This window comes from Bradyrhizobium sp. SEMIA (assembly GCF_014844175.1).
Classification (GTDB): Bacteria; Pseudomonadota; Alphaproteobacteria; order Rhizobiales; family Xanthobacteraceae; genus Bradyrhizobium; species Bradyrhizobium arachidis.
The window spans coordinates 3,308,052-3,333,576 of sequence record NZ_CP046601.1 but is presented as its reverse complement, the minus strand read 5'-3'; the positions used below and the strand labels follow the sequence as shown (position 1 = coordinate 3,333,576).

The following is a 25,525-nucleotide window of genomic DNA, read 5'->3' as shown; positions in this document are numbered from 1 at the left end:
TCGTGGGATGAGTCTTGCAAGACCGGAGCCAAGTCGCAACAAACAAGTCGCAGCCGAAACGGCGTTTGGGCACTTGGCCGCATTGGGTGCCTGTCGCGCGAATGTGAGGAGAAGCGGGATCATGAGCGACGCAAAGCCGGTCTGGATCAAGGATCCGCTCGCCATTCTCGGAGACGGTGCCGAGCGCGGTGTCGTGGTGAAGGATGGCCGGATCGTCGAGCTGGTGCCGGCCGGCGGCACGCCGGCGACGGCGGATGTCGCGGCGTTCGAGGCGGGCGAGCACGTCGTGCTGCCGGGCTTGATCAACACCCATCATCATTTCTATCAGACGCTGACGCGAGCGGTGCCGGCGGCGATGGACCGGGAGCTGTTTCCCTGGCTCCAGGCGCTCTATCCGGTGTGGGCGAAGCTGACGCCGGAGCGACTCGAACTCGGCGTCACCGTGGCGATGTCCGAATTGCTGCTGTCGGGTTGCACCACGACGACAGATCATCACTACGTGTTCCCGGCCGGCCTCGAAGAGGCCATCGATATCGAAGTCGGCGTCGCAAAGCGGCTCGGGATGCGCGTGCTGCTGACGCGGGGCTCGATGAACCTGTCGCAGCGCGACGGCGGCCTGCCGCCTGACAGCGTCGTGCAGGACGAGGACACCATCCTCGCCGACAGCGCCCGCGTGGTCTCAAAACATCATCAGCGCGGCGCGGATGCGATGGTGCAGATTGCGCTGGCGCCATGCTCGCCGTTCTCAGTGACGACCTCGCTGATGCGCGCGACCGCCGACCTCGCCGACAAGCTCGACGTGCGCTTGCACACCCATCTCGCCGAGACCGAGGATGAGAACAAATTCTGCCAGCAGATGTATGGCTGCCGTCCGCTCGATTATCTCGAGCAATGCGGCTGGCTCAATGCGCGCACATGGCTCGCCCATGGCATCTTCTTCAATGCCGACGAAATGAGGCGGCTCGGCAAGGCCAGGACGACCATCAGTCACTGTGCGTGCAGCAATCAGATCCTCGCGTCCGGCTGCTGCCCGGTGTGCGAGATGGAGGAGGCTGGCGTCGGCATCGGGCTCGGCGTCGACGGCTCGGCCTCGAACGACGGATCGAACCTGATGCAGGAGGTGCGCGCCGCCTTCCTGCTGCAACGCGCCCGCTATGGCGTGAGCAAGGTCAGCCACAAGGATGCGCTGCGCTGGGCCACAAAGGGCTCGGCGGCCTGCGTCGGCCGGCCGGAACTCGGCGAGATCGCGGTCGGCAGGGCCGCCGACCTGGCGCTGTTCAAGCTCGACGAGTTGCGCTTCTCTGGCCACGGCGATCCCCTGGCCGCACTGGTGCTGTGCGGAGCGCATCGCGCCGATCGGGTGATGGTGGCGGGGAACTGGACCGTGGTCGACGGGGCGATCCCGGGCCTTGATGTCGCCGATCTCATCCGCCGCCACAGCGCAGCGGCGCGGGCCATGCAGGCGGGATGATCGAGGCAGAATAGATGGAGGGGGCGACCACAAGTGCCGGGTGCTTCTGGCCACCCCCTCCAAACCTCCTCCGGGAGGAGCAGGTGATTCAGTCAATGCAAGAAGCGTGCTACTTGCCCGGCAGCTTGTCGTCGATGCCCTTCACGTAGAAATTCATGCCGAGGATCTGGCCGTTGTCGAGGTGATCGCCGCCTTTGCACTCGATCGGCTTGCCGTCCTGCCCAACGACCGGGCACTTGAAGGGGTGCAGCTTGCCCGCGGTGATTGCAGCCTGGGCATCCTCGGCCATTTTCTTCACGTCGTCAGGCATGTTGGTGTAGGGCGCCATCGCGAACATGTGGCTGTCGAGGCCGCCCCAGCTGTCCTCGGACTTCCAGGTGCCGGCGAGCTCGGCCTTGACGCGCTCGATGTAGTAGGAGCCCCAGGTGTCCAGGATCGAGGTCAGCTGGGTCTTCGGACCGAACTTGATCATCTCGGAGTCCTGGCCGAAGGCGAGCTTGCCGCGTTCGCTGGCAATCTGCATCGCCGCTGGCGAATCCGTGTGCTGCATGATCACGTCGGCGCCCTGGTCGATCAGCGCCTTGGCGGCATCGGCCTCCTTGCCCGGATCGAACCAGGTGTTGGCCCAGATGATCTTGACCTTGATGTTCGGGTTGATGGTCTGCGCCGCCAGGATCGTCGCGTTGATGCCGGAGACGACCTCCGGAATCGGGAACGAGCCGATATAGCCGAGCACGCCGGACTTCGACATCTTGGCCGCGATCAGGCCCTGGATGTAGCGGCCCTGATACCATTTGGCCGAGTAGGTCGACATGTTCGGGTTGCGCTTGTAGCCAGTGGCGTGCTCGAAATGCACGTTCGGATATTTCTTGGCGACCTTCAGCGTCGGGTCCATGTAGCCGAACGACGTCGTGAAGATCAGCTTGTTGCCGGCGCGGACGAGCTGCTCGATGGCGCGCTCGGCATCGGGCCCTTCGGGTACGTTCTCCAGATAAGTGGTCTCGATCTTGTCGCCGAGCTCCTTCACCAGCGCCTGGCGTGCCAGCTCGTGCTGGTAGGTCCACCCCAAGTCACCGATCGGACCCAGATAGATGAAGCCGACTTTCAGCTTGTCGGCGGCGGAGGCTGCACTGACGCTTCCGGCAAGCAACAGTCCGGCAGCCAGCGCAAGAAGTGATTTCCTCATCATCGATCTCCAAAACATCAGGGGAAAGCCACGATCCGCAAGGCGCGCGCCCCATCGCGCGCCCCGCGGAAAATCATCAGCGGTCAGGCACGAACACGGTGCCGAGCGCGGCCGGCGCGGTCGAGCCGCCGGTGCGCGCGCGGGACAACAGAACCAGCACGATGACGGTCGCAAGGTATGGCAGCGCCGACATGAACTGCGAGGGAATGCCGACGCCCCAGCCCTGCGCGTGCAATTGCAGGATCGTCACCGCGCCGAACAGATAAGCGCCGACCACGAGCCGCCCCGGCCGCCACGACGAGAACACGACCAGCGCCAGCGCGATCCAGCCACGGCCCGCAGTCATGCCGGGAATGAAGAACGGCGTGTAAGCGAGCGGCAGATAGGCGCCGGCAAGACCTGCGCAGGCGCCGCCGAACATCACGGCGAAGGTACGAATGCGCAGCACGGGATAGCCGAGCGCATGTGCCGAAGCATGATTGTCGCCGCAGGCGCGCAGGATCAATCCTGCCCGCGTGCGGTACAGGAACCACCAGACGCCGATGATGAGCGCGATGGAGAAATAGACGAAGGCGTCCTCGCCGAACAGCACGCGGCCGACCAGCGGAATGTCGGTGAGGCCGGGAATGGCGAGGTGCGCCGCCGGCGTGATGCGCTCGCCGACGAAGCCGGCGCCGATCAGGCCGGAGATGCCGACGCCAAGGATGGTCAGCGCAAGGCCCGTCGCGACCTGGTTGACCGCGAGCCCGAGCGCCATCAGCGCGAAGATCAGCGACATCAGCGTGCCCGCGATGATGCCGAACAGCGCACCAACCAGAGTCGAGCCGGTCAGCCACGCGCCGGCAAAACCACAGGCTGCGCCGACGATCATCATGCCCTCGACGCCGAGATTGAGCACGCCGGAGCGCTCGGTCACGAGCTCGCCGGTCGCCGCGATCAGGAGCGGTGTCGATGCGGCGAGCACCGAGAGGATGATGGCTTCAACCAGCTCCACGGGCCACCTGTCGGTTCGGGAAGACCAGCTTGAAGCGGTAGAGGATGAGGGAATCGCAGGCGAGCACGTAGAACAGCAAAATGCCCTGGAAAACCTTGGTGACGTCCAACGGGATCTTCATCGCGATCTGTGCCTGCTCGCCGCCGATAAAGGTCAGCGCGAGGAAAAGGCCTGCAATTAATATTCCAAGCGGGTTCAGTCGGCCGAGGAAGGCGACGATGATCGCGGTAAAGCCGTAGCCGGGCGAGATGCCGGGCTGGAGATGCCCGACCGGGCCGGCGACCTCGATGATGCCGGCAAGGCCCGCCAGCGCGCCCGAGATCGCGAAGGTCAGGATGACCAGCTGGTTGGCATTGAAGCCGCCGAAGCGTGCAGCGCGGGGCGCGGCACCGACGACGCGGATCTCGAAGCCCTTGATGGTGCGCCCGAGCAGGATCGCGGCTGCCGCGACGACGAGCAGGGCGATGATCGAGCCGAGATGCAGGCGGCCACCTTCGATCAGCAGCGGCACGGTGGCGACCGGATCGAACTCGGCGGTGGTCGGGAAATTGAAACCGTGCGGATCGCGCCAGGGGCCGCGGACGAGATAATCGAGGAAGAGATCGGCGACATAGACCAGCATCAGGCTGGTCAGGATTTCACTGGCGCCGAACTTCACCTTGCAGATCGCCGGGATCAGCGCGTACAGCGCACCAGCGGCGGTCGCGAGCACCAGCATCGCCGGCAGCACCCAGGCGCCGGCGTCAGTGCCCTGCGTCTTCACCGCGATCCAGCTTCCCGCGACCGCACCGATCAGGAATTGGCCTTCGGCGCCGATATTCCAGGCATTGGCGAGATAGCAGAGCGACAGGCCGATCGCGATCATCACCAGCGGCGTCGCCTTCACCGCGATCTCCTGCAGCGAGTAGCCGTCGGTGAGCGGCGCGATGAAATAGGCGTGCAGGGCGAGCAGCGGATTCTTGCCGAGGATCGCGAACAGGATGACCATGGTGGCGATCGTCAGCCCGATCGCGATCAATGGCGAGACCAGCGCGATCGTGTTGGAGCGCTCGGCGCGCTTCTCAAGCACCAATTGCATGCGCAGCCTCCTTCGGCTCGAGGCTGCTGCCGCCCATGAGGAGGCCGAGCTTTTCGCGGCTCGCCTCGCTTGTCGCGAGCGGTGCAGAGAGCCGGCCATGGAACATCACGGCGATGCGGTCGGCGATCTCCGCGAGCTCGTCGAGGTCCTGGCTGGTCACCAGCACGGCGGCGCCTGCGGTTGCCAAATCAAGCAGCGCCTGGCGGATCACGGCGGCAGCGCCCGCATCGACGCCCCAGGTCGGCTGGCTCACCACCAGTACCGCCGGGTTGCGCAGGATCTCGCGTCCGACGATGAACTTCTGCAGATTACCGCCGGAGAGGCTGGCGGCCTCCGGATCGCGCTTGGCCTTGCGGACGTCGAACGTTTCGGTGGCGCGGTCGACGGTGTTTAGTGTGGCCGCGGTGTCGATGAAGCCGTGATGGACCATGCCGCTGGCGGCATGCCCGGTGAGCAGCGCGTTCTCCGACAGCTTCATGCGTGGCGCGGTGCCGTGGCCGAGCCGCTCCTCGGGCACGAAGGCGGCGCCGAGCTTGCGCCGTTGCGTGATCGAGAGATGGCCGGCGGCGATGCCTTCGATCACGACCGTCCCCGGGTCCTTCGACAAGCGCTCGCCGGAGAGCGCTGCGAACAGCTCATCCTGGCCGTTGCCGGCGACGCCGGCGATGCCGAGGATCTCGCCGCCCTTCAGCTCGAACGAGATGTGCTCGAGCCGCACACCGTGCGCCTCGCCTGGCGCAAGCGAGAGATCGTTGACGACGAGCCGCGGCACGGTGGTCTTCCGGCCCGCGGGCGCCTTCACCTGCTTGATCTCGCCGCCAACCATCATGCGCGCGAGCGAGGCGGCGGTCTCGAGCCTGGGATTGCAGGTCTCGACCTTCCTGCCGCCGCGCAGGATCGTGGCGGTGTCGCAGAGCCGCTTCACCTCCTCCAGCTTGTGGCTGATGTAGAGGACGGCGCGGCCTTCGGCCTTGAGCCGCTCCAGCACGATGAAGAGCTGGTCGGCCTCCTGCGGCGTCAGCACCGCGGTGGGCTCGTCCAGGATCAGGAATTTCGGATCCTGCATCAGCGCACGGACGATCTCGATGCGCTGGCGTTCACCGACCGACAACTGCCAGACCTCGCGTTTGGGATCGAGCGGCAGGCCGTACGTCTTCGACACCTGCTCCAATCGCGCTGACATGTCCTTGAAGGATTCCTTGCCGTCGAGGCCGAGCGCGACGTTCTCGGCGACGGTGAGATTGTCGAACAGCGAGAAGTGCTGGAACACCATGCCGATGCCGCGGCTGCGGGCTTCCGAGGGACCGGACAGCACGATGCGTTCGCCCTGCCAGCGAATCTCGCCGGCGCTGGGCTGGATCAGCCCGTAGATCGCCTTGACCAGCGTCGATTTGCCGGCGCCGTTCTCTCCCAGCAGGGCGTGGATCTGCTTCGGCCAGATATCGATATCGATGGAATCGTTGGCGAGGAAATCCCCATAGCGCTTGGTGAGCCCGATTGTCTGGAGCAGAGGGGGCTTGCCGGAATGCGGGCTAGTAGGCGTCGGATCCAACATTCGCTGATGCGCTGGCATGGGGATGGAGTGCCTCAATTGTGGGCTAGTTTGCGCCGCTGCGTAAGATGCGAAAAAGCGTCATCCCTTGCTCAACGCTTCGGCAGGCGGTTCGGCCTCGCGAGTCGCCGCCTCGCCGGGCCCCATCATCTCCGATCGACCTCCAGATCGGCGACGTGCGCAGGGAGCCTGTTGCAAATTTGTGACGGTCTACGTCAAATCGGAACCCGCTGTGCAGGGGCGAGGTGAAGTTGCGCAAATTCGCGCCAGCACGCGTATGCAATTCCCGACTGGCCCGCCAGCTGCTGCGGGCGGTCATATTCAATTTTTCCGAAATTCGCTAAAGCCTAACAATATCAGGCAGGAATGTGTGGCGCAGGCTGGACGTCGCGCTGCTGCCCGCAATCAGCGGCGAAGCACAAAAGCCTCCAGAACCCGTAGCGAATATGCTGTCCGCTGCCGAAACAAGCGGCATGCGCTGGAAAAAGTTGAGGCTTCTCACTCCGAAAGATCGGCGCAAGTGTCGCACCCAAGGGCGTTCATTTTTACGTGCACAAACTTGGGGGTATTCAGGATGTCGTTTCGTTCTAGGGCAATTGCAGCAATGGCGCTGTCACTTGCTATGCTGGCCACCGGTGGCCGGACTCTCGCGGCGGATCTGCCGGTCAAGGCGGCCAAGAAGGCGGCCGACCTGCCGTTCTTCCTGGTGATCGACGACCGCGTCACCTTCTCCTACATCTTCAATGCCTCGCAGCCTGGTGCATTCACCAACACCAACGGTGTGATCAACGCCAAGACCACCAAGCAGGTCTACTCCTTCACCCACTTCGACCTCTGGGCTTACGGCACCAACTTCTTCACCATCTCGATGTTCAAGTCGGACCACAACGATCCGGCCGGTCCCTGCACGCAAACCGGCGGCATCGTTTCGCCGGCGGCGGGCTTCGCGTTCACACCGGCGAGCTGCGCCGGCGCGACCGAGATCTACGGCCTGTTCCGTTCCACCTTCGGCTGGAACGAGCTCTTCAACACCAAGGCATTCACGCAAGGCCCGCTGCATAACATCTCGTTCGAGGTTGGCATGGATGCCAACACGGAGAACCGGTACTTCGGCGCTGCCAAGCGCGACGTCGTCGGCGGTCTGCAGTTCGCCTTCGACCTGCCCTACAAGGGCTACTTCAACGTCGCGCCGCTGGTTTATTGGGAGTTCGCCAACCACAACTCCTTCTCGCAGTGCGGCGCTGGCTGGTCCGCCCCGTGTCTCGCCGACGGCAACACGTCGTTCAAGCCGACCTGGGCGATCGAAACCAACTATTATATGGACCTCGGCTTCCTGCCGCCGAACATGCAGTATTTCTCGATCAGCGGCCGCGCCGCCTGGTACGGCAAGAAGGGAACGGACACCGAGCCGCTTCCGGCTAGCGTCGCCAACGGTGTCTATCCCACCAAAGTCGAGTTCAACTCGGAGCCGATCCGCCTGACCATGGATGCCTCAAAGGCGATCTGGGGTGACAAGTATTCGCACTTCGTCGACGTCTGGGTCGCCTATCGCTACTGGCAGAACAAGTTCGGCCTCGACCACAACAACGCGGTTGCCTGTACCACCCTGGTCGGCGGGGCGAGGGTGAGCACCGGATCCTGCACGGAGTCCTCGCTCTACTCCGGCATTACCGTGAAGTTCTGATCGATCGCGGGATTTGGAGATCGGATGACGCCGCGCGGGAGTGCGCGGCGTCATTCGTGTTCGTGAAGAGCAGCGCTGCCGTAGGGTGGGCAAAGCGTAAGCGTGCCCACCGCTTCGGCTTCCATTGCATGCTGATCGTGGGCACGGCGCGAGCGCGCCTTTGCCCACCCCACGGTACCGGTTGCTGGAATAGCTACTTCGTCCAGACGCCGTCGTGCAGCGCTGCGGCTTCATCCTCGAGCAGCGGGCCGACGACCTCCGTCGCCCGCTGACCGCTGGCAAATACCTCGCGGCAGGGCAGATCGAGCGTGGGGTTCTCCGGATGGTTGCCGGTGATACCGCGCAGGCGGTGCTCGCTGAGGCCGTAGACGACGCGGCCGATGCCGGCCCAGTAGATCGCGCCGGCGCACATCGCGCAGGCTCGGCGGAGGAATACAGCGTCGCAGTCGCCAGCACGTCGCGGCTGACCGTGCGGCAGGCTTGCGTCGCCGCCAGGCGCTCGGCATGCGCGGTGCCGTCGTGGTCCGGCATGTAGCCGTTCTCGGCTTGGATCAGCACCTTGCCGTCGGCATCGACGACCACGCAGCCGAAGGGATGGTTGCCATGGGTGAAGGATCGGCGGGCGACCGCGAAGGACAGGCGTAAAAATTGTTCGTCGCGTTCGGCTGCGCCGCTCATCGCTGTTCCGTGCTCAGTGCCCTGCCATGTGCCGGCCGACTTCCGTGAGGTCGGCCTCGCTGGTCCGTGCTTCATACACGAATTCGCCGTGGAACATCACCACCAGCCGGTCGGAGAGTTCTAGCAGTTCGTCGAGATCCTCGCTGACCAGCAGCACCGCCGCGCCGCGGTTGCGTGCGGCCATGATCTCGGCGTGGATCTGTGCGACCGCCGCGAAGTCGAGGCCGAAGCAGGGATTGGCCGCGATCAGCACCTCGACGTCGCCGGCAAGCTCGCGGGCGAGCACGGCGCGCTGGACGTTACCGCCTGATAGCGCCGAGATCGGCGTTTCGGGCGTGCGGGTCTTGATCTTGTACTGGCCGATCTTCTTCGTCGCATCGTCGTGGAAGGCACCGCGGTTGAGCCACCAGCCGCCACTGGCAAAGGGCGCGCGGTCGAACTCGCGGAAAGCGATGTTGTCGGCGACGCTCATGCCGCCGACGCAGGCGTTCTTCAGTGGCTCCTCAGGGAGGAGCGACATCTTGTGGCGCCGCATTTCCTCGCGGCTGGCGTGATAGGCATCGCCGGCGACGCGGATCTCCCCGCTCTCGGCTTCGCGTTGGCCGGCAAGGACCTCGACCAGCTGCCGCTGGCCGTTGCCGGAGACCCCGGCGATACCCACGATTTCGCCGGCGCGCACGGTGAGAGAGACGTCGTGTACAGCCATGGCGCCGGCATCGTCGAGTGCGCGGAGCTTGTCCAGCTCCAGGCGCGCCTTGCCGGCTTCGCCGGTGCGCGGCGGCTGCACCGTGAGCTCCTCGGCGCCGATCATCGTGCGCGCCATCGCGTCAGGCGTCAGCTCTGAAACCTTGCCGGCGCCGGCCAGCTTGCCACGCCGCAGGATGGTGACATCGTCGGCGAAGGCCATGACCTCGCGGAACTTGTGCGTGATCATCAGAATGGTCAGCTCGCTCTTAACGACCATGTCGCGGAGCATGCCGAGCACCTCGTCGGCTTCAGCCGGCGTCAGCACCGAGGTCGGCTCGTCCAGGATCAGGAAGCGGCGCTTCAGATAGAGCTGCTTGAGGATCTCGCATTTCTGCCGCTCGCCGGCGGAGATATCCGAGACTTTCGCGGAGAGCGGCACCTTGAAGGGCATTCGTGCCAGGAACGCCTCGAGCTGTTTCATCTCCTTCGGCCAGTTCACCACGGCCGGCACATCGTCTCGCGCCAGCACGAGGTTTTCCGCGACCGTCATCGCCGGCACCAGCGTGAAGTGTTGGTAGACCATGCCGAGGCCGAGCGCATGGGCGTCCTTCGGATTGGCGATCGCCTGCTCGCGGCCGCCGACGAGGATGTCGCCTTCGGTCGCGTGGTAATAGCCCATGATGCATTTGACGAGCGTGGACTTGCCCGCGCCGTTCTCGCCGAGCAGCGCGTGGAACGAGCCCGGCCGCACCTTCAGCTCGACATTGTCCAGCGCCAGGAAGTCGCCGAAGCGCATGGTCATGGCGATGGCGTCGACGCCGAAGGCGCCCGCCGGCGGTGGCGTTTCGCCGATGATCACGAAATCGCTCCGATGAAAGCGTCGGAGGTCGAAACCGCGCCGAACACGCCGCCCTGCATCTTGATCATCTTCAGCGCGTGATCGTGGTTGCTCTTGTCGGTCGCGCCGCAGCAGTCGTGCAGCAGGACGCATTCGAAGCCGCGGTCATTGGCCTCGCGCATGGTGGTGTGAACGCAGACGTCGGTGGTGATGCCTGTGAGCACGATGTTCTCGATGCCGCGGACGCGCAGGATCAATTCGAGGTCGGTGGCGCAGAACGAGCCCTTGCCGGGCTTGTCGATGATGGGCTCGCCCGGCAGCGGCGCCAGCTCCTCGATGATGTCCCAGCCGGGCTCGCCGCGCACCAGGATACGGCCGCAGGGGCCGGGATCGCCGATGCCGGCGCCGATCTGGCGCGAGCGCCAGCGCTTGTTGGCGGGCAAGTCGGAGAGATCAGGGCGGTGGCCTTCGCGGGTGTGGATGATGTGGAAGCCCTGCTTGCGCATGACGCTGAGCAGCTTCTTGATCGGCTCGATCGGGGCCCGCGTCAGCGAGAGATCGTAGCCCATCTTGTCGACATAGCCGCCCACGCCGCAGAAATCGGTCTGCATGTCGATGATGATGAGCGCGGTATTTTCAGGGCGGAGATCGCCGTTGTAGGGCCAGGCATAGGGCTCGGACTTGATGTAGCGCTCGGGCATGATTTCGCTTCCTAGCGAGTGATCGACAATTCGGCCGGGGCTCCGGTCAGCGTGCGTTTCGGCGAGCAAGTGATGATCATGATCGCCAGAGTCAGGATGTAGGGCGCGGCGTTGAAGAGGTGATAGCCGGAGGTGACGCCGACCGATTGCAATGCCGGTCCGAGCGCTGCGGCGCCGCCGAAGGCGAGCGAGGCCCACAGGCAGAGCAGGGGATCCCAGCGCGCGAAGATCACCAGCGCGACGGCGGTGATGCCTTGGCCCGAGGAGAGGCCCTCGTTCCAGCTTCCGGGATAGAACAGCGACAGGAAGGAGCCGCCGATGCCGGCAAGGAATCCGCCGACCATGGTTGCCCGCAGCCGGATCAAGAGCACGGAATGGCCCATCGCACGAGCGGCATCCGAGCTTTCGCCGGCGGTGCGGATGAGCAAGCCCCAGCGCGTGGTGCGGAAGGCCAAATAGAGGATTGGCGCGAGCGCAACGCCGATCAGGAACAGGACGTTGACGCGCAGCGCGGCGCGGACCTGCGGGATGTCACTCCACCAGCCGAAATCGATCGCGGGGAGGCGCGGCGCGGTCGGCTCGATCAGCGGTTTGCCGAGATAGAAGGCAAGGCCGGTACCGAACAGCATCAAGGCGATGCCGACCGCGACATCGTTGACGCGCGGCAGCGAGCAGATGCCGGCGTGCAGCGCGCCGAGAAGCGCGCCCGTGATGCCGGCGGCGAGCACCCCGAGCCACGGCGATCCCGAGAGGTAGGAGATGCCGTAGGCGCTCATCGCGCCCATCACGAGCGTGCCCTCCAGGCCGAGATTGATGCGGCCGGATCGCTCGGTGATGCACTCGCCGAGGCTCACGAACAGGAAGGGCGTCGAGACGCGAATGGCGCCGCCGAGCACGGCGAGCGGGACCGTCCAGAGTCCGATCGATCCGTCTGCCATCAGGACTTGCCTTTCAGGAATCCGATGCGGCCGTAGAGCGCATCACTGGCGAGCACGAAGACGAAGATGATGCCCTGGAGCACCAGCACGGACGCGTCGGGCAAGCCGAGCCGGCGCTGCAGCAGGCCGCCGCTGGCGCTGATGCCGCCGAGCAGGATCGCGACGGGAATGATCGCGAGTGGATTTTGTCGCGCCAGGAAGGCGACGAGGATGCCGGTGAAGCCGTAGCCCGCGGCGAGGTTGGCGTTGGTGCGCCCCTGCACGGCTGCGACCTCGACCATGCCGGCCAGGCCAGCCGCGCCGCCGGCGAGGAAGCAGATGGTCAAGATCAGCTTGCTGACGCCGAGGCCGACGATCTTGGCAGCGCGGATGTTGCCGCCGGCGACGCGCGCGGCGAAGCCGAACACGGTGTGATAGATCAGGATATAGGCGCCGATCGCGGCGATCAGGCCGAAGACGAGACCCCAATGCACGTCGGTGCCGGGGATGGTGCCGATCATGTTGGCGGCGCCGATCTCGCGGGTCGATGGCTTGTTGAGGCTGGCGGGATCGCGCATCACGCCTTCGACGAGATGATTGAGGATCGCGAGCGCGATGTAGACCAGCAGCAGGCTCGAGATGGTTTCGTTGACGCCGCGATACTGGCGCAGCGCGCCCGACAGCGTGATCCAGAGGCCACCGCCGATCACGCCGGCGATGACCATGGCGACCTGCACGACGAGCGGCGGCATGCCCTGAAGCGCGAGTGCGGCACTTGTTGCCGACAGCGCGCCGATCAGAAGCGCGCCTTCACCGCCGATGATGACCATGCCGAGCTGCGCGGGCAGCGCGGTGCAGAGCGCGGTGAGGATCAGGGGCGCTGCGCGCGTCAGCGTGTTCTGCCAGGAGAACCAGGTGCCGAACGCGCCGTAGTACATGTAGAAATAGAGATCGAGCGGGTTCTTGCCGAACATCGCGACGAAGATGCCGAACACCACGAGCGCGCCGGCCAGCGCCGCCCCCGGGATCACGACGTATTCGATGCTCGCGCCGTAGCGCTGGAGAAAGCCGGGATCGGCGGCCGGGGCGATTGCCCCGACCGCTTCAGTGGAATCCGCGGCTTCCGTGGTCACGAAGTCGCTCCGATCACGCCCTCGACCAGATAGTCCATCTTCTCCAGTTCAGGATCCTTCTGGCCACGATCGGTGCCAGCAGGGATGACGGTCTTGCCCTTGTTGTCGACGAGGCCGCCCTTGAAGATGGCAAAGCCGTCGGCAGACAGGAATTTTGCCTTGGCCTCGTCGGCCGCCTTGCGGGCCTCGGCCGGCACCGCTTCGCCGTAGGGCGAGACCTTCACGATCTCTTCCTTCAGGCCGCCGCGGTAGAAGTTCGGGATGCCTTCGCCGGAGGCGATCATCTTGACGAACTTGGGATAGAGCGCCTCCCAGTTCCACTCGGCGCCGGTGAGATAGGCCTTGGGTGCCAGCGCCGACTGGTTGGTGTGATAACCGCAGACGGAGGCGCCGCGGCGCGCGGCGTTCTCGACCATGGTCTTGGGACCATCGACGTGACAGGTGAGCACGTCCACGCCCTGGTCGATCAGGCTGTTGGTGGCTTCGGCCTCCTTGACCGGCATCGACCAGTCGCCGGTGAAGATCACCTGCGTTGTCGCCTTTGGATTGACGGACTTGGCGCCAAGCGTGAAGGCGTTGATGTTGCGCAGCACTTGCGGGATCGGCTTGGCCGCGACGAAGCCGAGCTTGCCGCTCTTCGAGGTCAGGCCGGCGACGATGCCCGAGATGTACTGGGCTTCGTCGATATAGCCGAAATAGCTGCCGGCGTTCTTGGGATCCTTGTCACTCCAGAGGCCGCCGCAGTGCTCGAAGCGCAGCTTCGGGTACTTGGCGGCCATCTTGATCATGTGAGGATTGTAGTAACCGAACGAGGTCGGGAAGAGGAGGGTGGCGCCGTCGAGATTGATCATGGATTCGATCGTCTTCTCGACCGCGTCGGTCTCCGGCACCTTCTCTTCTTCGATGACCTTGAGGCCGGGGATCTTCTTCAGCGCCGCGGCACCCTGCGCGTGCGCCTGGTTGTAGCCGTAGTCGTCGCGCGAGCCGACATAGATGAAGCCGATGGTGGTCTCGGCCGCGAAGGCCGGACGGAGGCCCGCTGCAGCGCCGAGGGTGAGGGCCGCGCCGCCCTGCAACACATGACGTCGTGAAATCCTGCCAGAATCCATTGCTCACTCCCCTTGGCGGCTGCCCCGCCTTCAATCTCGCGGCCGCGCCGGACTGGCGGAGCCCGGGAGAAGGTGTCGCAAGCTTCGTGCCAGAGGTTAGGAAGTGAGCAATCTTAAGTAAAGCATTGAAGAAAATATGTTATCTTTCTTACGAAAATTCTGGCGAGGAAAGCGGCAGATTAATTTATGGGCAACATAGCCTCATTGTATGCAAGGGAGTTAAGCAGCATTAACCCGCTCACGATGTGCGGATGTGAGCCGGACCGTCTGCCGGTCGGCCGCATTCATGCTAACCACGGCGTCGGCCGAGCGGTTTTCGCTGGCACCGAATTTGTATCGATTGTCGTTACGATCGCCGCGCGCGGTCTTCAGGATGGAAAGCTCGGCCGAGATGGGTGCTGCTACCGCTGCTCAAGACGCATCGCTCGGAAATGAGATCGTCCGCCGCATCAACGCGCTCGCCGCGATCTCGGAAGACGGCGACAAGCTTACCCGGATTTATCTCAGCAAGGAGCTGCGCAAGGCCGCGGACCTCATCCTGAGCTGGATGCGTGAGGCCGGCATGAGCGCGCATCTCGATGCGATCGGCAATGTCTGCGGCCGCTACGAAGGCGAGCGGCCGGGCGCGCCCTGCCTGATGCTGGGCTCGCATTACGACACAGTGCGCGATGCCGGAAAATGGGACGGCCCGCTCGGCGTTATCACCGCGATCGCCTGCGTCGCCGACCTCAACCGCCGCGGCAAGCGTCTGCCGTTTGCGATCGAGGTGGTCGGATTTGCCGATGAAGAGGGGGTGCGCTTTGCCTCGACGCTGCTCGGCAGCCGCGCGGTGGCCGGCACGTTTGACGAGAGCGTCTTGAACACGCGCGACCGCGATGGCATCTCGATGCGCGATGCGCTGGTTCAGTTCAGGCTCGATCCGGAGCACATTGGCAAGGCGGCGCGGACGCGGCGCGAGCTGCTGGCCTACCTCGAATTGCACATCGAGCAGGGGCCGGTTCTGGAAGCACAGAACCTGCCCGTCGGTGTGGTCACGGCAATCGCAGGCGCAACACGGCTAGCCGCGCGGTTGACCGGCATGGCCGGACACGCCGGCACGGTGCCGATGGCGCTGCGGCGCGATGCGCTGGCAGGCGCCGCCGAATGTATCGGCGCGATTGAAGAGTTTTGCCGAACCGATGAGAGTGGGCTGGTTGGCACCGTCGGCTACATCCAGGCGCGGCCCGGCGCCACCAACGTCATTCCGGGTGAGGTGTCGTTCACCATCGACATGCGCGCGCCGACCGACATGCATCGCAAGCGTGCGGTAGCCGATGTCGTCAGGCAGATCGAGGCGATCGCAAAGCGCCGGCAATTGACGCTTCAGCTCGACGTCACCCACGAGAATCGCACCGCGCCTTGCGCGCCATGGCTCAAGGACCAGATCGCGAAGGCGATCGCCACGGAAGGCTTTGCCGTGTTCGAGCTGCCGAGCGGGGCCGGGCACGACGGCATGGCGATGATCGACATCGCCGACGTCGGCATGATCTTCGTTCGCTGCCGTGGCGGCATCAGCCATCATCCGGACGAGCACGTCGAGCTTGCCGACGCCGATGCCGGCGCGCGGGTGCTGCTCGGGGTGATCGAGAATTTCAGGCCGCGCCAGGACGGCGCCGGCGCGAGCTGACCGTCATGAAGCCCGCAAGTCACCGGGTAGAGACACGAATCAGACATGTGTAAAATGGGTGACCGCCGTCACCGGGATCACGAGACATCACCGACTTGCACAGATGAACAGCGATATTTCCTATCCATCACCTCGTGAGAACCGATTCTACCAAGGCATGGCTGCGACCTTCGTCGCCAACGCTCTTCAGGCGGTCAATTTTCTCGGTGATCGATTCCTGAGACAATCGCCCCATTCGTTGTCGGCCATCGAGGACCTTTACCGGCACTCGATGGACAGCGCCTTTTCGGTGACCGAGGTCTTCCTCGTCACAGGCGCACCGCACGCTTCGGCCTATTACCCGCGCGACTTCGCCTGGTTCTATCCTGACGTCCTCGACCCCGAGACCATCGTGGATGCGCAGGACGCGGTGCGGCGGGTGCGTCTGCTCGAGAAGAGCGTTCGCCTGCTGCTTGAAGCGGTTCGCGCCGACGTCGTTACGACGACCATCGTTCCGGCGGGACGCAGCCGCTACCTCGGCGTGAACTATTTCTCGCGCCCCTCGGATACGCTGCTTGGTGTTCTCGCCGGTCTCCAGCAGATGATCTCCGCGGAGGAGCGGGCTTCGGCCTATCTGGCGATGTCGCAGTGCGCCCATGCCGGCCGCTTGCTATTGGCCGAGTACGGCAGCGATTTGAAGCGCGCGATCCTGAAGCTTGCGAGCGAGCTCGAACCGTTCGACGCCGACGGCACCAGATATTTGCTCTGCGACGCCAGCGGGCCGCGCTCCGCGGCGACGGATACCCGCGCCGAGCGCCGGCGTTTCGTCACCAATGCCTGCGTTTACACGACGTTCGTGTGGGGCGTGCAGCTCGGCATCGTCGAGGAGAACGAGCTGAAGCGGCTGCTCGGCCGCGATCTCACAGAGTACAAGAGCGGCCTGCTCGGTCTGTTCGGCAAGAATGGCTATATCAGGCATTCCCTCGACGGCCCGGCGGGCCCGCCGGTGTCTCAGGTCGCACTGGATTTCGTCAGCGTGCATCGCGGCTTCTGGAATATGAACGATGCGAGCGAGCGCGCGCTGTTCGCGGCGACGACGGATCTGATCATCGCCGAGCCTCGCTTCCGCATCCCCAGCACGTTCCACTTCCTGGTATCGGCGGATAATCCGCGCAACAAGATGATCCACAAGATCGCGGCGCCCGCCTACCAGGGGCGCTCGTCCTGGCCGACGTTCAACGTCGAGTTCGCCGATCGCATGCTGGACTTCGATGAATTCTCAGGGAGCGACACCTATCGCGCCTGCGCCCAGGGGATATTGAAGGACATCTGCACCGCGACCGAGGTTCACGGTGGCTATCAGGAGCTGATCTCGGAGCAGGGACTGAAGTATCGCACCTGGGCCTACAAGGGCGCAGTGGCGCACTCCTGGTTTCCGCGCTTCCTGTCGGTGTGGAGGAGGGCGCATGGAACGCCGCTCCTCCAGTGGAATGACTGAGCCTCCAGGGCGCTATCCCGCGGTCACGTCCACAAGCTCGCCGCCCTCGAGCACCTTGGCCGCCTTGGCGCGGTCGAGGTCGCCTTCCCAGGCGGCCACGACGACCGTTGCCACGCAATTGCCGACGAGGTTGCCGAGCGCGCGGGCCATGCCGATGAACCAGTCGACCGACAGCACCAGCACGAGGCCGATCGCAGGAATGCTCGGCACCGCGTTCAGCGTCGCGGCCAGGATCACAATCGCCGAGCCCGGCACGCCATGCGCGCCTTTCGAGGTGATCAACGAGACGCCGAGCACGAGGAGAAGATCGCCGAACGACAGCGGCGTGTTGGTCGCCTGCGCGATGAAAACGACGGCGAGCGTGAGGTAGATCGAGAAGGCGTCGAGGTTGAAGGAATAGCCGGTCGGGATCACGAGACCGACCACGGAATCCTTCACGCCCATGCGTTCCAGCTTCTTCATGATCTGCGGCAGCACCGCGTCCGAGGAGGCGGTCGCGAGCACGATGGTGAGCTCCTCGCGCAGGTAGGCAAGGAATTTGAGAATGTTGAGTCCGGCGAGCGCCATCACGCCGCCGAGCACGCCCAGCACGAAGATGCCGACCGAGACGTAGAACAGCATCACCAGGGAGACGAGCTGCTTCAGCGAGCCGACGCCGTATTTGCCGACGGTGTAGGCGACTGCGCCGAGCACGCCGAGTGGCGCGACGCGAACGATCAGCCCCATGACACGGAACAGCACGGTGGACGCTGCGTCGATCATGCTGGTGACCAGTGCGCCCTTCTCGCCGCCGACCAGCGCGAGACCGACGCCGAACAGAACGGCGAAGAACAGGACCTGGAGCACGTCGTTCCGCGACAGCGCATCGAAGGAGGTGGTCGGAATCACGTTCATCAGGAAGGCACCGATGCCGCCGCCGGACAGCTTGTGGGCGTTGTCCGCGTAGGTGTTGAGCGCCTTGGCGTCGAGCGTCGAGGGATCGATGTTCATGCCGTGGCCGGGGCCGAAGATGTAAGCGAGCAGCAGGCCGACGATGAGCGCGACGGTCGTCATGACCTCGAAATAGACCAGCGCCTTGACGCCGACCCGGCCGACCTTCTTGAGATCGCCGGCGCCGGCAATGCCGTGCACGACGACGCAGAATACGATCGGCGCCACGATCATCGAGATCAGCTTCAGGAAGGCGTCGCTGAGGATCTTGAGGCTGACCGCGAAGTCCGGGGCGGCCATCCCCAGGATGACGCCGAGCACCAGCGCGGCCAGGACCTGGACGAACAGCGAGGTGTAGAGCGGCTTTGGTTCGGCGGTGGGTGCCGCGGTGATGGTCGACATGGTGAAACTCCCCCGGTTTGACGCGACTTGGACGTCACAAAGGAGCAACAACCGTGCCAGAATGTCGCGGATCGCCGGTGAAAACGGTCTATTCTGCGGCCTTCGCCGTCCTGCCGAACATCCGCGTCGGCGCGGGGAAGCCGCAGGAGGTGCCGTCGGTGACCTTCACTTGGTCTTCCCACGGAAGCCGGTATGTACCCGCGACCATGTCCTGCATGAAGGTGTAGGGGCAGTCCATCGCGCCGCCCTTCACCGCGACGTAGCCGCGGTGCCAGATCTGGTAGATGTTGTTCTCCACACCCCAATTGATGCGGGCTTCGCGCACGAGATCGGGCCGCACCTCGGCGGTGATGATCTCATCGGCGCGTCCCGTGGTGCCGTGCGCCAGTACGGTGCCGTCGAAATTGATGATCATGCCTTCGCCCATGGAGTCGAACGAGCCGTCCGAGCCGCACATGCAGACATTCGCCGTCACCATCAGATTCTGGAACGAATTGGCCTGGTTGGTGAAGCGCCAGGCATCGCGGATCGGCGCGGTGTAGCCGGCGGTGCGGATCATGATCTCCGCGCCCTTGTAGGCACATTCTCGCGCCATCTCCGGGAACATGCCGTCGTGGCAGATGATCAACGCGATCTTGGCGCCCTTCGGCCCCTCGATCACGGGAATGCCGATGTCCCCTGGCTCCCACGGCTCGACCGGAATCCAGGGATGAAGTTTTCGGTAGTAGAGCTTGATCTCGCCGTGATCGTCGATGATCAGTCCGGAGTTGTAGGGATTGCCATGGGGGTTGAACTCCATGATGGAGAAGCAGCCCCAGATCTTGTTGTCGACGCAGGCCTTCTTGAAGGCCGCGACTTCCGGTCCATCGAGCCGGCACATGATCTCGGGATTGGTGTCCATCGAGAGGCCGTGCAGCGAATATTCGGGTAAGACCACCAGATCCATGGTGGAGAGATTGCGACGCGCCTTGCCGACCATCCAGACGATGCGCTCGGTTTGCTTGGCCAGATCGGCCCTGGTCACGACATTTGGCAGTTGCAACTGCACCAGCCCGATGACCACGCCCTCAGGCGATTTGTTCAGCCCGCCCAGTCCGTTCATGGTCAGCTCCCTCATCGGCTTCGTTGCCGTCCTCGCACCGCGTCGTAGCGCGCGCGATACCGTGGCGGAAAGAAAATCCGATTTTGGCAGGGAGCAAAAGATTATTTTTCAGGCGGTCGTGCAGCTCCGCTGCACACGGGCTGTCTCGTCACGCGACGAGATCCAGCAGTCGGCACGATCCGCGCACCAGCACCTTGCGTCCTATGGGCGTCATCGCAGGCACGCCGTCATTCAGGACAACGAGGCCGAGCTTGACGAGGCTTTCGACGAGATAGGCCTTGGAGAGGCGACTGTTCGACGGCGGGTTGCGAAGGGTGCGCAGGGCTTCCCATTGTTCCGGCGAAAGATCGAAATCGAAGTCGTCGTTCATATTGCCTCAAGTGGTAGTCGGTAGTGCAGTTCGCGCGCCCCTGTTAGCGGCGCTGCATGAAGACCATGCGACGACAATGAGTCGGGAATTCGGTGAATTGTTTAGAACGTCTCTTCACGAATTGCGGCACTTCGTTGCGCCACAAAAGTTAAGATCGCGCGGGTGCAATTATCGTCCTTCAACGCGATCACATATTGATGATCCGGACTTGATGTTGCGCCGCGAATTACCGCGCTGCAGGGAAACGTTGCTGTCCCATTCTGCGTCGCAATATGCACAGAAATTACGAGACGATGAGTTCGAGACTCTGTTAGCTTGATTACAGGGAAATGGCTTCACACAGCAGGAGTGGAGTGCATGAACAGGCTGGTGGCAATTCGCAGTCAGGAATCCCTGTGCCGGGAACGTGCCGCGCTCGATTCGGCGCGTCGGATTTTCTGGCTCGCGCAGGCCCAGGAATGGGAGCAGCGCGCGCTCGACGAAATTGCCTATCACTTCCGAGAGTGCAATGCCTCTCACTCGGAGCTTGCGCGAGGCTGATCTGTGCCGCGCCCTCGCGGCTTACTGATAAGTGGCCACGATATCGGACACCGCGCGCTCGAGCTGCTGCGCGGTGGCGCATTGACGCACGACCGTACAAAAGGTCGCGTAACGCGGCATCTCTGAATCGCCAAAGCCCCAGGCGAGCCTTCCTTCCGGATTGAGCCAGACCAGCCGCTTCGAGCGTTCGGAGATGCGGCGCAGGATGTCGGCGCGCGGATCGAGATTGTTGCTGCGGGCGTCGCCCAGCACGATCACCGTGGTCTGCGGCGTCAGCGTGCTCATGAAATCGTGCTCGAAGTCGACCAGCGAAGAGCCGTAGTCGGACGAGCCGAAGCCGACCTTGGACATGATCTCGGCCATCGCCTCTTCCGGCGACTTCCTTTCGAGAATTTCGCTGACTTCGATCAGGTGTGAGGAGAAGGCGAAAGAGCGGACGTCGTCCACGACCTCGTGCAGCGAGTGGATCAGCAGCAGGAAGAAATCTGAGACCTGCGCGACCGAGCCGGAGACATCGCACAGCGCGACGATCTTCGGCCGGTCGCGATGCTTGCGCTTCCAGGCGGTGAGGAAGGGCACGCCGCCCCAGGCGGCGTTGCGGCGCAGCGTGCGGCGACGTCGAGATGGCCGCGGCGCTGGCGCTTGCGCGGCTTCGAATAGCGCTCGCGCAGGCGGCGGGCGATCTGGCGAATGAGGCGCGCATCTCCGCGACCTGGCGCCGCTCGATCCGGGCGAGCGGCGCGTTGCGCAGGATCTCGTTGCGGAGGTTTTCGGCCTCCTCGCGGGCATAGAGTGCAAGGCCCTGCGAGACCGTGTCGCGCACGGCCTCGCGCAAGCCGTCGAGCGCGGCGCGAAGACGCTCGGCCAGCGACGGATTGGTCGCGGTCAGCTCGTCGAGATCGTCGCGCAGGCGCTGGAGGCCCATGGCGTCGAGGATGCGGCTGGAGAAAATGCCGCGCTGGGTGGAATAGCGGATGTCGGAGAGCGACGCCGCGCCGGATGCGCTGGCGATGGCGGCTTGGATCGCATTGCGATCCTGCGACAGCAGCATCTGGGCCAGCGGACCCAGTCCTTCCGGGGGCTGGCCTTCGCCCGCTTCGCTGGCCGAGCCTGACGAGGGAGACTGGTCCGCCCCTTGCGAGGCTTCGTCATTAGTGTTGGCCTCAGGCTGATCCTGCCGCGGCTCCGGCTGGCTGAAGAACAGATCAAAGCAGTCGCCGAGCGCCAGCTTCTCGTCCTGCGATTTGGCAAGCGTCAGCAGCAGCGCGTCGCGCAGGATCGCCCGATCGGAAAAGCCGACCTGTGACACCGCGCGCATCGCATCGATGCTTTCAGCAGGCGAGACGTGGACGCCGACGCCGCGCGCCGCCCGAAAGAAACGATGGAGGTTCTCGCGCATCGGCGTCAACCGAAGACGTTGGACCGGGCCGCCTTGGCAATGAAGGTCGTCACCTGCGGCGATGCGGCCTCGATGTCGGCCTCATACTTCAGGAGCACGTTGAGCGTATCCTTGACGATATCGGTGTCGAGCTCGGTCGCCTGAAGCAGCACCAGCACGCGCGCCCAGTCGATGGTCTCGCTGACCGAGGGCAGCTTCTTCAGATCCAGCGAACGGATCTCGTGGATGAAGCCGACCATCTGCCGGCGCAGCGCCTGCGAGATGCCGGGCACGCGGCTCTCGACGATACGCTCCTCGAGCCGCTGCTCCGGGAAGCCGATATGCAGATGCAGGCAGCGCCGCTTCAGCGCATCGCCGAGATCGCGCTCGCTGTTGGAGGTGAGGATCACCGTCGGCGGCGTGATTGCGGAGACGGTGCCGAGTTCGGGGATCGTGACCTGGAAGTCGGAGAGGATCTCCAGCAGCAGGGACTCAAACTCGGCATCCGACTTGTCGATCTCGTCGATCAGCAGCACGCAGCCGCCCGGCTGCTCCAGCGCCTGGAGCAGGGGACGCGGCTCGACGAACTCCTTGGAAAAGAACACGTCGCCGAAATCGTGCAGCTGGTCGAGCGCGGCGTGCAGCGTCTGCGCGCCGCCGAGCACCTCGCCGAGCTTGTCCTTGAGGATCTGGGTGTAGAGCAGCTGCTTGGCGTATTTCCACTCGTAGAGTGCCTTGGCCTCGTCGAGGCCTTCATAGCATTGCAGGCGGATCATCTTCATGCCGCGCCAGGCGGCAATCGCCTTGGCGAGCTCGGTCTTGCCGACGCCCGCGGGGCCCTCGACCAGGATCGGCTTCTCGATCTGTTGCGACAAATAGACGGCGGTCGCGATCTGCCGGCTCGCGATGTAGCCCTGCGCGGCGAGGCCGCTCTCCACTGCCTCGATCGCGGTCGAGGCCTTCTGATCAGCCACGAAATGGCGCTCCCAAAGGTCCTATTTGAGGCTTGTTCTGCCTGCGTTCCCGGCAAAGAACAAGCCTCGTTTGGGAGACATCAGACCCGCGTGAACGGCGTTTTTTCCGCGAAACGCAAATACTTGCGCAGGTCGCGCCGTTCGCGCGATCAGTGCTTGCGGATGGTTTGTCTGACCTCGGCGCCGCAATCGGCGCATTCATAGACGAAGTCGATCTTGGCAAGGCTCCAATGCGGTTCGACCTCGCGGACATACATCGGCAGGAACCCCATGCACGTCGGGCAAATCACAGGCGCGATTTCGATATCCTGATGATGCTGTACATAAGCTGGCATCTCGGTTCTCCTTCGCAGGCGACCCATCAAACCCCGCGCGAAGGCTACTGCCGGTTGCCCGAAGGCTGCCATCAACTCTTTCGAACAGAGACGGAACGGCCGACGTTTGTGGTTCGCTGTGACATTCTTGTTACGGCTCTGTACTGTAACGGGCGGACTAAATGCCTATTTCACAGGCCGATCCGGTGTTCGGACTTCACCTCAACGATAAGGGAGCAACGCCCATGACGCATGCCATTCGCTTTCACAAGACCGGCGGTCCGGAAGTCCTGGTCTGGGAGGAAGTCAATGTCGGCAAGCCCGGACCGGGCGAAGCGCGCATTCGCCACACCGCGGTCGGTCTCAACTTCGTCGACATCTACAACCGTTCGGGTCTCTATCCCGCGCAATTGCCGAGCGGGCTCGGCAGCGAGGCAGCCGGCGTGGTCGAGGAAGTCGGACCCGGCGTCACCGATTTGAAGCCGGGTCATCGTGTCGCCTATGGCGCTTCGCCGCTCGGCGCCTATTCCGAAGCTCGGCTGATCCCTGCCGACCGCTTGTTGAAGTTGCCTGACGGCGTCGACGACAAGACCGCGGCGGCGATGATGCTGAAGGGGTTGACGACGCAATATCTGATCCGCCAGACCTATCGGGTGAAGGCGGGCGACACGATCCTGCTGCATGCCGCCGCCGGCGGCGTCGGGCTGATCCTGAGCCAATGGGCCAAGCATCTCGGCGCGACCGTGATCGGCACCGTCAGCAATGACGAGAAGGCGAAGCTCGCCAAGGCGCATGGCTGTGACCACGTGATCATCTATACGCGCGAGGATTTCGTGAAGCGCGTCGACGAGATCACCGGTGGCAAGAAGGTGCCGGTGGTGTACGATTCCGTAGGGAAGGACACGTTTCTGAAGTCGCTGGACTGTCTCGCGCCGCTCGGCGTCGTCGCGCTGTTCGGTCAGTCGTCCGGCGCGGTCGAGCCGCTCAATCTCGGCCTGCTGGCCCAGAAGGGCTCGCTCTACGTCACCCGGCCAACGCTGTTCACCTACGCCGCCAAACGCGAGAACCTCGTGGCGATGGCGAACGAGCTGTTCGATGTCGTGAAGTCCGGCGCGGTCAAGATCGAGGTGCACCAGACCTATCCGTTGAAGGACGCGGCCAAGGCGCATGCCGATCTCGCCGCGCGCAAGACCACGGGATCGACCGTGCTGACGGTGTGATCTCCCGTTGGGCGTTGGCGCAGGCTCGCTATTCCTGCGTCACGCCCGCTCGTGCTTGCGCAGGTCGCGGGCGTGATCGAGCAGGATCGCCTGGAGATCGACATCTTCGGGCGCGATCTGGGGGAGGGTGGCCTCGGTCAGGATGGCCTCGGTGACGTCCTCGACCGAGTTCTCTGCGATCTCGTGGATGAACGAGATGTTCTGGTATTCACCCGAGACGATGCGCGAGATGACCTCGCGCCGCGTGATTTCGGGATCGACGATCGCCTCGCGGCCGCGCCGTCCGTAGTCGATCATCACGACGAAATACTGCATGAAACGATCCTGCCGCGCCCCTCGTCGGAAGCGCGGCAGAGTATTTCCGAAAAACGGAATTAAGTCAAGCGCGATTTCCAAAAATCGGAAATCGCTCGATCGCCCCTATTTGCCTTTCTTGCGGGGGCGGGCCGATTTGGCGCGCAGCCGCTCGAGCTGCCCCTTGGGCATGGAGAGGCAGATTTCCCCGACCCAGTCGAGCTTTACGCCGACGATCGGCTTGGCATTGAAGCTGGTGAGATTGACGACGGAAGGGGATTTGCCCCGCTCGATGGTCTTCAAATAGCGCTCCCCGGTCTTGAGCCGGACCACGGCCTCTTCGCCGTAGAAGCTCGACAGCGGATGACGCTGGTCCTTGTAGACCACGATCACGTCGCCGCTCTCGTATTTGGGCAGCATCGAATCGCCCACGATCTCGAATGCGATCGTCTCTTCCATGATGGGGAAGGGCAGCGTGATGTCGCCGAGCCCGTCGGGCGGAACCTGTTCGTAGTCCGGCTCGATCACCGCGCCGGCCCCGACGCGTCCCATGATCGGCGCGAGGTTGAGCTCGAGATATTCCATGATCGGAATGATTTCGGAGGCTTTCACGAGGCGCTCGCCGCCGAGGATCTCCGACACCGCGCCGGGCCGCACGCCCATCGCCGCCGCCAGGCCGCCCTTGCTCTTGCCCGTCTTCTCCAGGCCCCGCTCGATCATCGCAACGTCCAACATGGTGATTCCCTCGATTGCCCATCGGCTGCCCTCTTGTAGTCCGGAATTCGGAATAAATGCAATTATGAATATCAGAATTATTGCTTGACTCTCTC

22 protein-coding genes and 2 pseudogenes are annotated in these 25,525 nt (G+C 64.1%); 6 read left to right on the top strand and 18 right to left on the bottom strand.

All coding sequences use genetic code 11. The annotated features are described in order from the left end of the window. Positions 1–121: 121 nt before the first annotated feature. On the top strand, positions 122–1,471 hold the full coding sequence (locus tag FOM02_RS16365; RefSeq protein WP_265441894.1) for an 8-oxoguanine deaminase: 1,350 nt from the start codon (positions 122–124) through the stop codon (positions 1,469–1,471). 109 nt (positions 1,472–1,580) lie between these two features. On the opposite strand, the gene FOM02_RS16360 is transcribed toward FOM02_RS16365, so the two are convergent. The 4 genes from FOM02_RS16360 to FOM02_RS16345 form a co-directional block, all read right to left on the bottom strand. Continuing rightward, on the bottom strand, positions 1,581–2,657 hold the full coding sequence (locus tag FOM02_RS16360) for a BMP family ABC transporter substrate-binding protein (RefSeq protein WP_265441893.1): 1,077 nt from the start codon (positions 2,655–2,657) through the stop codon (positions 1,581–1,583). 76 nt (positions 2,658–2,733) lie between these two features. Beyond that, positions 2,734–3,651, bottom strand: coding sequence for an ABC transporter permease (locus FOM02_RS16355; protein WP_265441892.1), 918 nt, complete (start codon positions 3,649–3,651; stop codon positions 2,734–2,736). After that, positions 3,638–4,729, bottom strand: coding sequence for an ABC transporter permease (locus FOM02_RS16350; protein WP_027562427.1), 1,092 nt, complete (start codon positions 4,727–4,729; stop codon positions 3,638–3,640). The genes FOM02_RS16355 and FOM02_RS16350 overlap by 14 nt, the downstream gene beginning before the upstream one ends. After that, a complete protein-coding gene (locus tag FOM02_RS16345; RefSeq protein ID WP_265441891.1) occupies positions 4,713–6,284 on the bottom strand; it encodes an ABC transporter ATP-binding protein in 1,572 nt (523 codons plus the stop codon). Before FOM02_RS16345 ends, FOM02_RS16350 begins: the two co-directional genes overlap by 17 nt. 571 nt (positions 6,285–6,855) lie before the next feature. Between FOM02_RS16345 and FOM02_RS16340 the strand changes: the two genes are divergently transcribed. Further along, positions 6,856–7,965, top strand: coding sequence for a hypothetical protein (locus FOM02_RS16340; RefSeq protein WP_265441890.1), 1,110 nt, complete (start codon positions 6,856–6,858; stop codon positions 7,963–7,965). A gap of 193 nt (positions 7,966–8,158) precedes the next feature. On the opposite strand, the pseudogene FOM02_RS16335 reads toward FOM02_RS16340, so the two are convergent. From FOM02_RS16335 to FOM02_RS16310, 6 genes and pseudogenes are all read right to left on the bottom strand, one after another. Beyond that, a pseudogene (locus tag FOM02_RS16335) lies at positions 8,159–8,643 on the bottom strand (nucleoside deaminase). Between the two features lie 13 nt (positions 8,644–8,656). After that, complete coding sequence (locus FOM02_RS16330; protein WP_265441889.1) at positions 8,657–10,189, bottom strand: ABC transporter ATP-binding protein; 1,533 nt, start codon at positions 10,187–10,189, stop codon at positions 8,657–8,659. Further along, the gene (locus FOM02_RS16325) at positions 10,186–10,869 is read right to left on the bottom strand and encodes a cysteine hydrolase family protein (protein ID WP_027562432.1); all 684 of its coding nucleotides are present in this window, start codon (positions 10,867–10,869) and stop codon (positions 10,186–10,188) included. Before FOM02_RS16325 ends, FOM02_RS16330 begins: the two co-directional genes overlap by 4 nt. Before the next feature lie 11 nt (positions 10,870–10,880). Next, on the bottom strand, positions 10,881–11,807 hold the full coding sequence (locus FOM02_RS16320; RefSeq protein ID WP_027562433.1) for an ABC transporter permease: 927 nt from the start codon (positions 11,805–11,807) through the stop codon (positions 10,881–10,883). Continuing rightward, entirely contained in the window at positions 11,807–12,919 is a 1,113-nt protein-coding gene (locus FOM02_RS16315; protein WP_092216005.1) for an ABC transporter permease, read from the bottom strand. Before FOM02_RS16315 ends, FOM02_RS16320 begins: the two co-directional genes overlap by 1 nt. Next, positions 12,916–14,028, bottom strand: coding sequence for a BMP family ABC transporter substrate-binding protein (locus FOM02_RS16310; protein ID WP_027562435.1), 1,113 nt, complete (start codon positions 14,026–14,028; stop codon positions 12,916–12,918). Before FOM02_RS16310 ends, FOM02_RS16315 begins: the two co-directional genes overlap by 4 nt. Positions 14,029–14,419: 391 nt before the next feature. Between FOM02_RS16310 and FOM02_RS16305 the strand changes: the two genes are divergently transcribed. Next, positions 14,420–15,694: an allantoate amidohydrolase gene (locus FOM02_RS16305; protein ID WP_035730949.1), complete on the top strand. Its 1,275-nt coding sequence runs from the start codon at positions 14,420–14,422 to the stop codon at positions 15,692–15,694. A 103-nt stretch (positions 15,695–15,797) separates the two neighbouring features. Further along, entirely contained in the window at positions 15,798–17,171 is a 1,374-nt protein-coding gene (locus tag FOM02_RS16300) for a hypothetical protein (RefSeq protein ID WP_265441888.1), read from the top strand. A gap of 12 nt (positions 17,172–17,183) precedes the next feature. Here FOM02_RS16300 and FOM02_RS16295 read toward each other — a convergent pair whose 3' ends face one another. The 3 genes from FOM02_RS16295 to FOM02_RS16285 form a co-directional block, all read right to left on the bottom strand. After that, positions 17,184–18,503 carry a dicarboxylate/amino acid:cation symporter gene (locus tag FOM02_RS16295; RefSeq protein WP_265441887.1) on the bottom strand — a complete coding sequence of 440 codons (1,320 nt, stop codon included), beginning with the start codon at positions 18,501–18,503 and terminating at the stop codon, positions 17,184–17,186. Positions 18,504–18,591: 88 nt separating this feature from the next. Continuing rightward, complete coding sequence (locus tag FOM02_RS16290) at positions 18,592–19,605, bottom strand: formamidase (RefSeq protein WP_265441886.1); 1,014 nt, start codon at positions 19,603–19,605, stop codon at positions 18,592–18,594. Between the two features lie 148 nt (positions 19,606–19,753). Beyond that, positions 19,754–19,975 carry a hypothetical protein gene (locus tag FOM02_RS16285; protein WP_027562440.1) on the bottom strand — a complete coding sequence of 74 codons (222 nt, stop codon included), beginning with the start codon at positions 19,973–19,975 and terminating at the stop codon, positions 19,754–19,756. A gap of 357 nt (positions 19,976–20,332) precedes the next feature. Here FOM02_RS16285 and FOM02_RS16280 point away from each other — a divergent pair, with 357 nt between their 5' ends. Further along, positions 20,333–20,515 carry a hypothetical protein gene (locus FOM02_RS16280; RefSeq protein ID WP_265441885.1) on the top strand — a complete coding sequence of 61 codons (183 nt, stop codon included), beginning with the start codon at positions 20,333–20,335 and terminating at the stop codon, positions 20,513–20,515. 21 nt (positions 20,516–20,536) lie between these two features. Here FOM02_RS16280 and FOM02_RS16275 read toward each other — a convergent pair. The 3 genes and pseudogenes from FOM02_RS16275 to FOM02_RS16265 all read right to left on the bottom strand — a co-directional run bounded on the left by FOM02_RS16275 (position 20,537) and on the right by FOM02_RS16265 (position 23,202). Next, a pseudogene (locus FOM02_RS16275) lies at positions 20,537–21,914 on the bottom strand (vWA domain-containing protein). Between the two features lie 5 nt (positions 21,915–21,919). Continuing rightward, the gene (locus FOM02_RS16270; RefSeq protein WP_265441884.1) at positions 21,920–22,867 is read right to left on the bottom strand and encodes an AAA family ATPase; all 948 of its coding nucleotides are present in this window, start codon (positions 22,865–22,867) and stop codon (positions 21,920–21,922) included. Between the two features lie 149 nt (positions 22,868–23,016). Further along, positions 23,017–23,202, bottom strand: coding sequence for a hypothetical protein (locus FOM02_RS16265; protein ID WP_027562444.1), 186 nt, complete (start codon positions 23,200–23,202; stop codon positions 23,017–23,019). A gap of 224 nt (positions 23,203–23,426) precedes the next feature. Between FOM02_RS16265 and FOM02_RS16260 the strand changes: the two genes are divergently transcribed. Continuing rightward, positions 23,427–24,401 (top strand): quinone oxidoreductase family protein, encoded by a 975-nt coding sequence (locus tag FOM02_RS16260; RefSeq protein WP_265441883.1) that lies wholly within the window; start codon positions 23,427–23,429, stop codon positions 24,399–24,401. Positions 24,402–24,440: 39 nt separating this feature from the next. Here FOM02_RS16260 and FOM02_RS16255 read toward each other — a convergent pair whose 3' ends face one another. Both FOM02_RS16255 and FOM02_RS16250 read right to left on the bottom strand, forming a co-directional pair. Next, positions 24,441–24,716: a hypothetical protein gene (locus FOM02_RS16255; RefSeq protein ID WP_092215995.1), complete on the bottom strand. Its 276-nt coding sequence runs from the start codon at positions 24,714–24,716 to the stop codon at positions 24,441–24,443. Positions 24,717–24,821: 105 nt separating this feature from the next. After that, positions 24,822–25,430 (bottom strand): S24 family peptidase, encoded by a 609-nt coding sequence (locus tag FOM02_RS16250; protein ID WP_027562447.1) that lies wholly within the window; start codon positions 25,428–25,430, stop codon positions 24,822–24,824. Positions 25,431–25,525: the final 95 nt, after the last annotated feature.

Bases quoted from the DNA above. Each gene is read 5' to 3' on its own strand.
- FOM02_RS16365 (WP_265441894.1), top strand. From the start codon at position 122: ATGAGCGACGCAAAGCCGGTCTGGATCAAGGATCCGCTCGCCATTCTC.
- FOM02_RS16360 (WP_265441893.1), bottom strand. From the start codon at position 2,657: ATGAGGAAATCACTTCTTGCGCTGGCTGCCGGACTGTTGCTTGCCGGA.
- FOM02_RS16350 (WP_027562427.1), bottom strand. From the start codon at position 4,729: ATGCAATTGGTGCTTGAGAAGCGCGCCGAGCGCTCCAACACGATCGCG.
- FOM02_RS16345 (WP_265441891.1), bottom strand. From the start codon at position 6,284: ATGTTGGATCCGACGCCTACTAGCCCGCATTCCGGCAAGCCCCCTCTG.
- FOM02_RS16340 (WP_265441890.1), top strand. From the start codon at position 6,856: ATGTCGTTTCGTTCTAGGGCAATTGCAGCAATGGCGCTGTCACTTGCT.
- FOM02_RS16325 (WP_027562432.1), bottom strand. From the start codon at position 10,869: ATGCCCGAGCGCTACATCAAGTCCGAGCCCTATGCCTGGCCCTACAAC.
- FOM02_RS16320 (WP_027562433.1), bottom strand. From the start codon at position 11,807: ATGGCAGACGGATCGATCGGACTCTGGACGGTCCCGCTCGCCGTGCTC.
- FOM02_RS16310 (WP_027562435.1), bottom strand. From the start codon at position 14,028: ATGGATTCTGGCAGGATTTCACGACGTCATGTGTTGCAGGGCGGCGCG.
- FOM02_RS16305 (WP_035730949.1), top strand. From the start codon at position 14,420: ATGGGTGCTGCTACCGCTGCTCAAGACGCATCGCTCGGAAATGAGATC.
- FOM02_RS16300 (WP_265441888.1), top strand. From the start codon at position 15,798: ATGAACAGCGATATTTCCTATCCATCACCTCGTGAGAACCGATTCTAC.
- FOM02_RS16295 (WP_265441887.1), bottom strand. From the start codon at position 18,503: ATGTCGACCATCACCGCGGCACCCACCGCCGAACCAAAGCCGCTCTAC.
- FOM02_RS16290 (WP_265441886.1), bottom strand. From the start codon at position 19,605: ATGAACGGACTGGGCGGGCTGAACAAATCGCCTGAGGGCGTGGTCATC.
- FOM02_RS16285 (WP_027562440.1), bottom strand. From the start codon at position 19,975: ATGAACGACGACTTCGATTTCGATCTTTCGCCGGAACAATGGGAAGCC.
- FOM02_RS16280 (WP_265441885.1), top strand. From the start codon at position 20,333: ATGAACAGGCTGGTGGCAATTCGCAGTCAGGAATCCCTGTGCCGGGAA.
- FOM02_RS16265 (WP_027562444.1), bottom strand. From the start codon at position 23,202: ATGCCAGCTTATGTACAGCATCATCAGGATATCGAAATCGCGCCTGTG.
- FOM02_RS16260 (WP_265441883.1), top strand. From the start codon at position 23,427: ATGACGCATGCCATTCGCTTTCACAAGACCGGCGGTCCGGAAGTCCTG.
- FOM02_RS16255 (WP_092215995.1), bottom strand. From the start codon at position 24,716: ATGCAGTATTTCGTCGTGATGATCGACTACGGACGGCGCGGCCGCGAG.
- FOM02_RS16250 (WP_027562447.1), bottom strand. From the start codon at position 25,430: ATGTTGGACGTTGCGATGATCGAGCGGGGCCTGGAGAAGACGGGCAAG.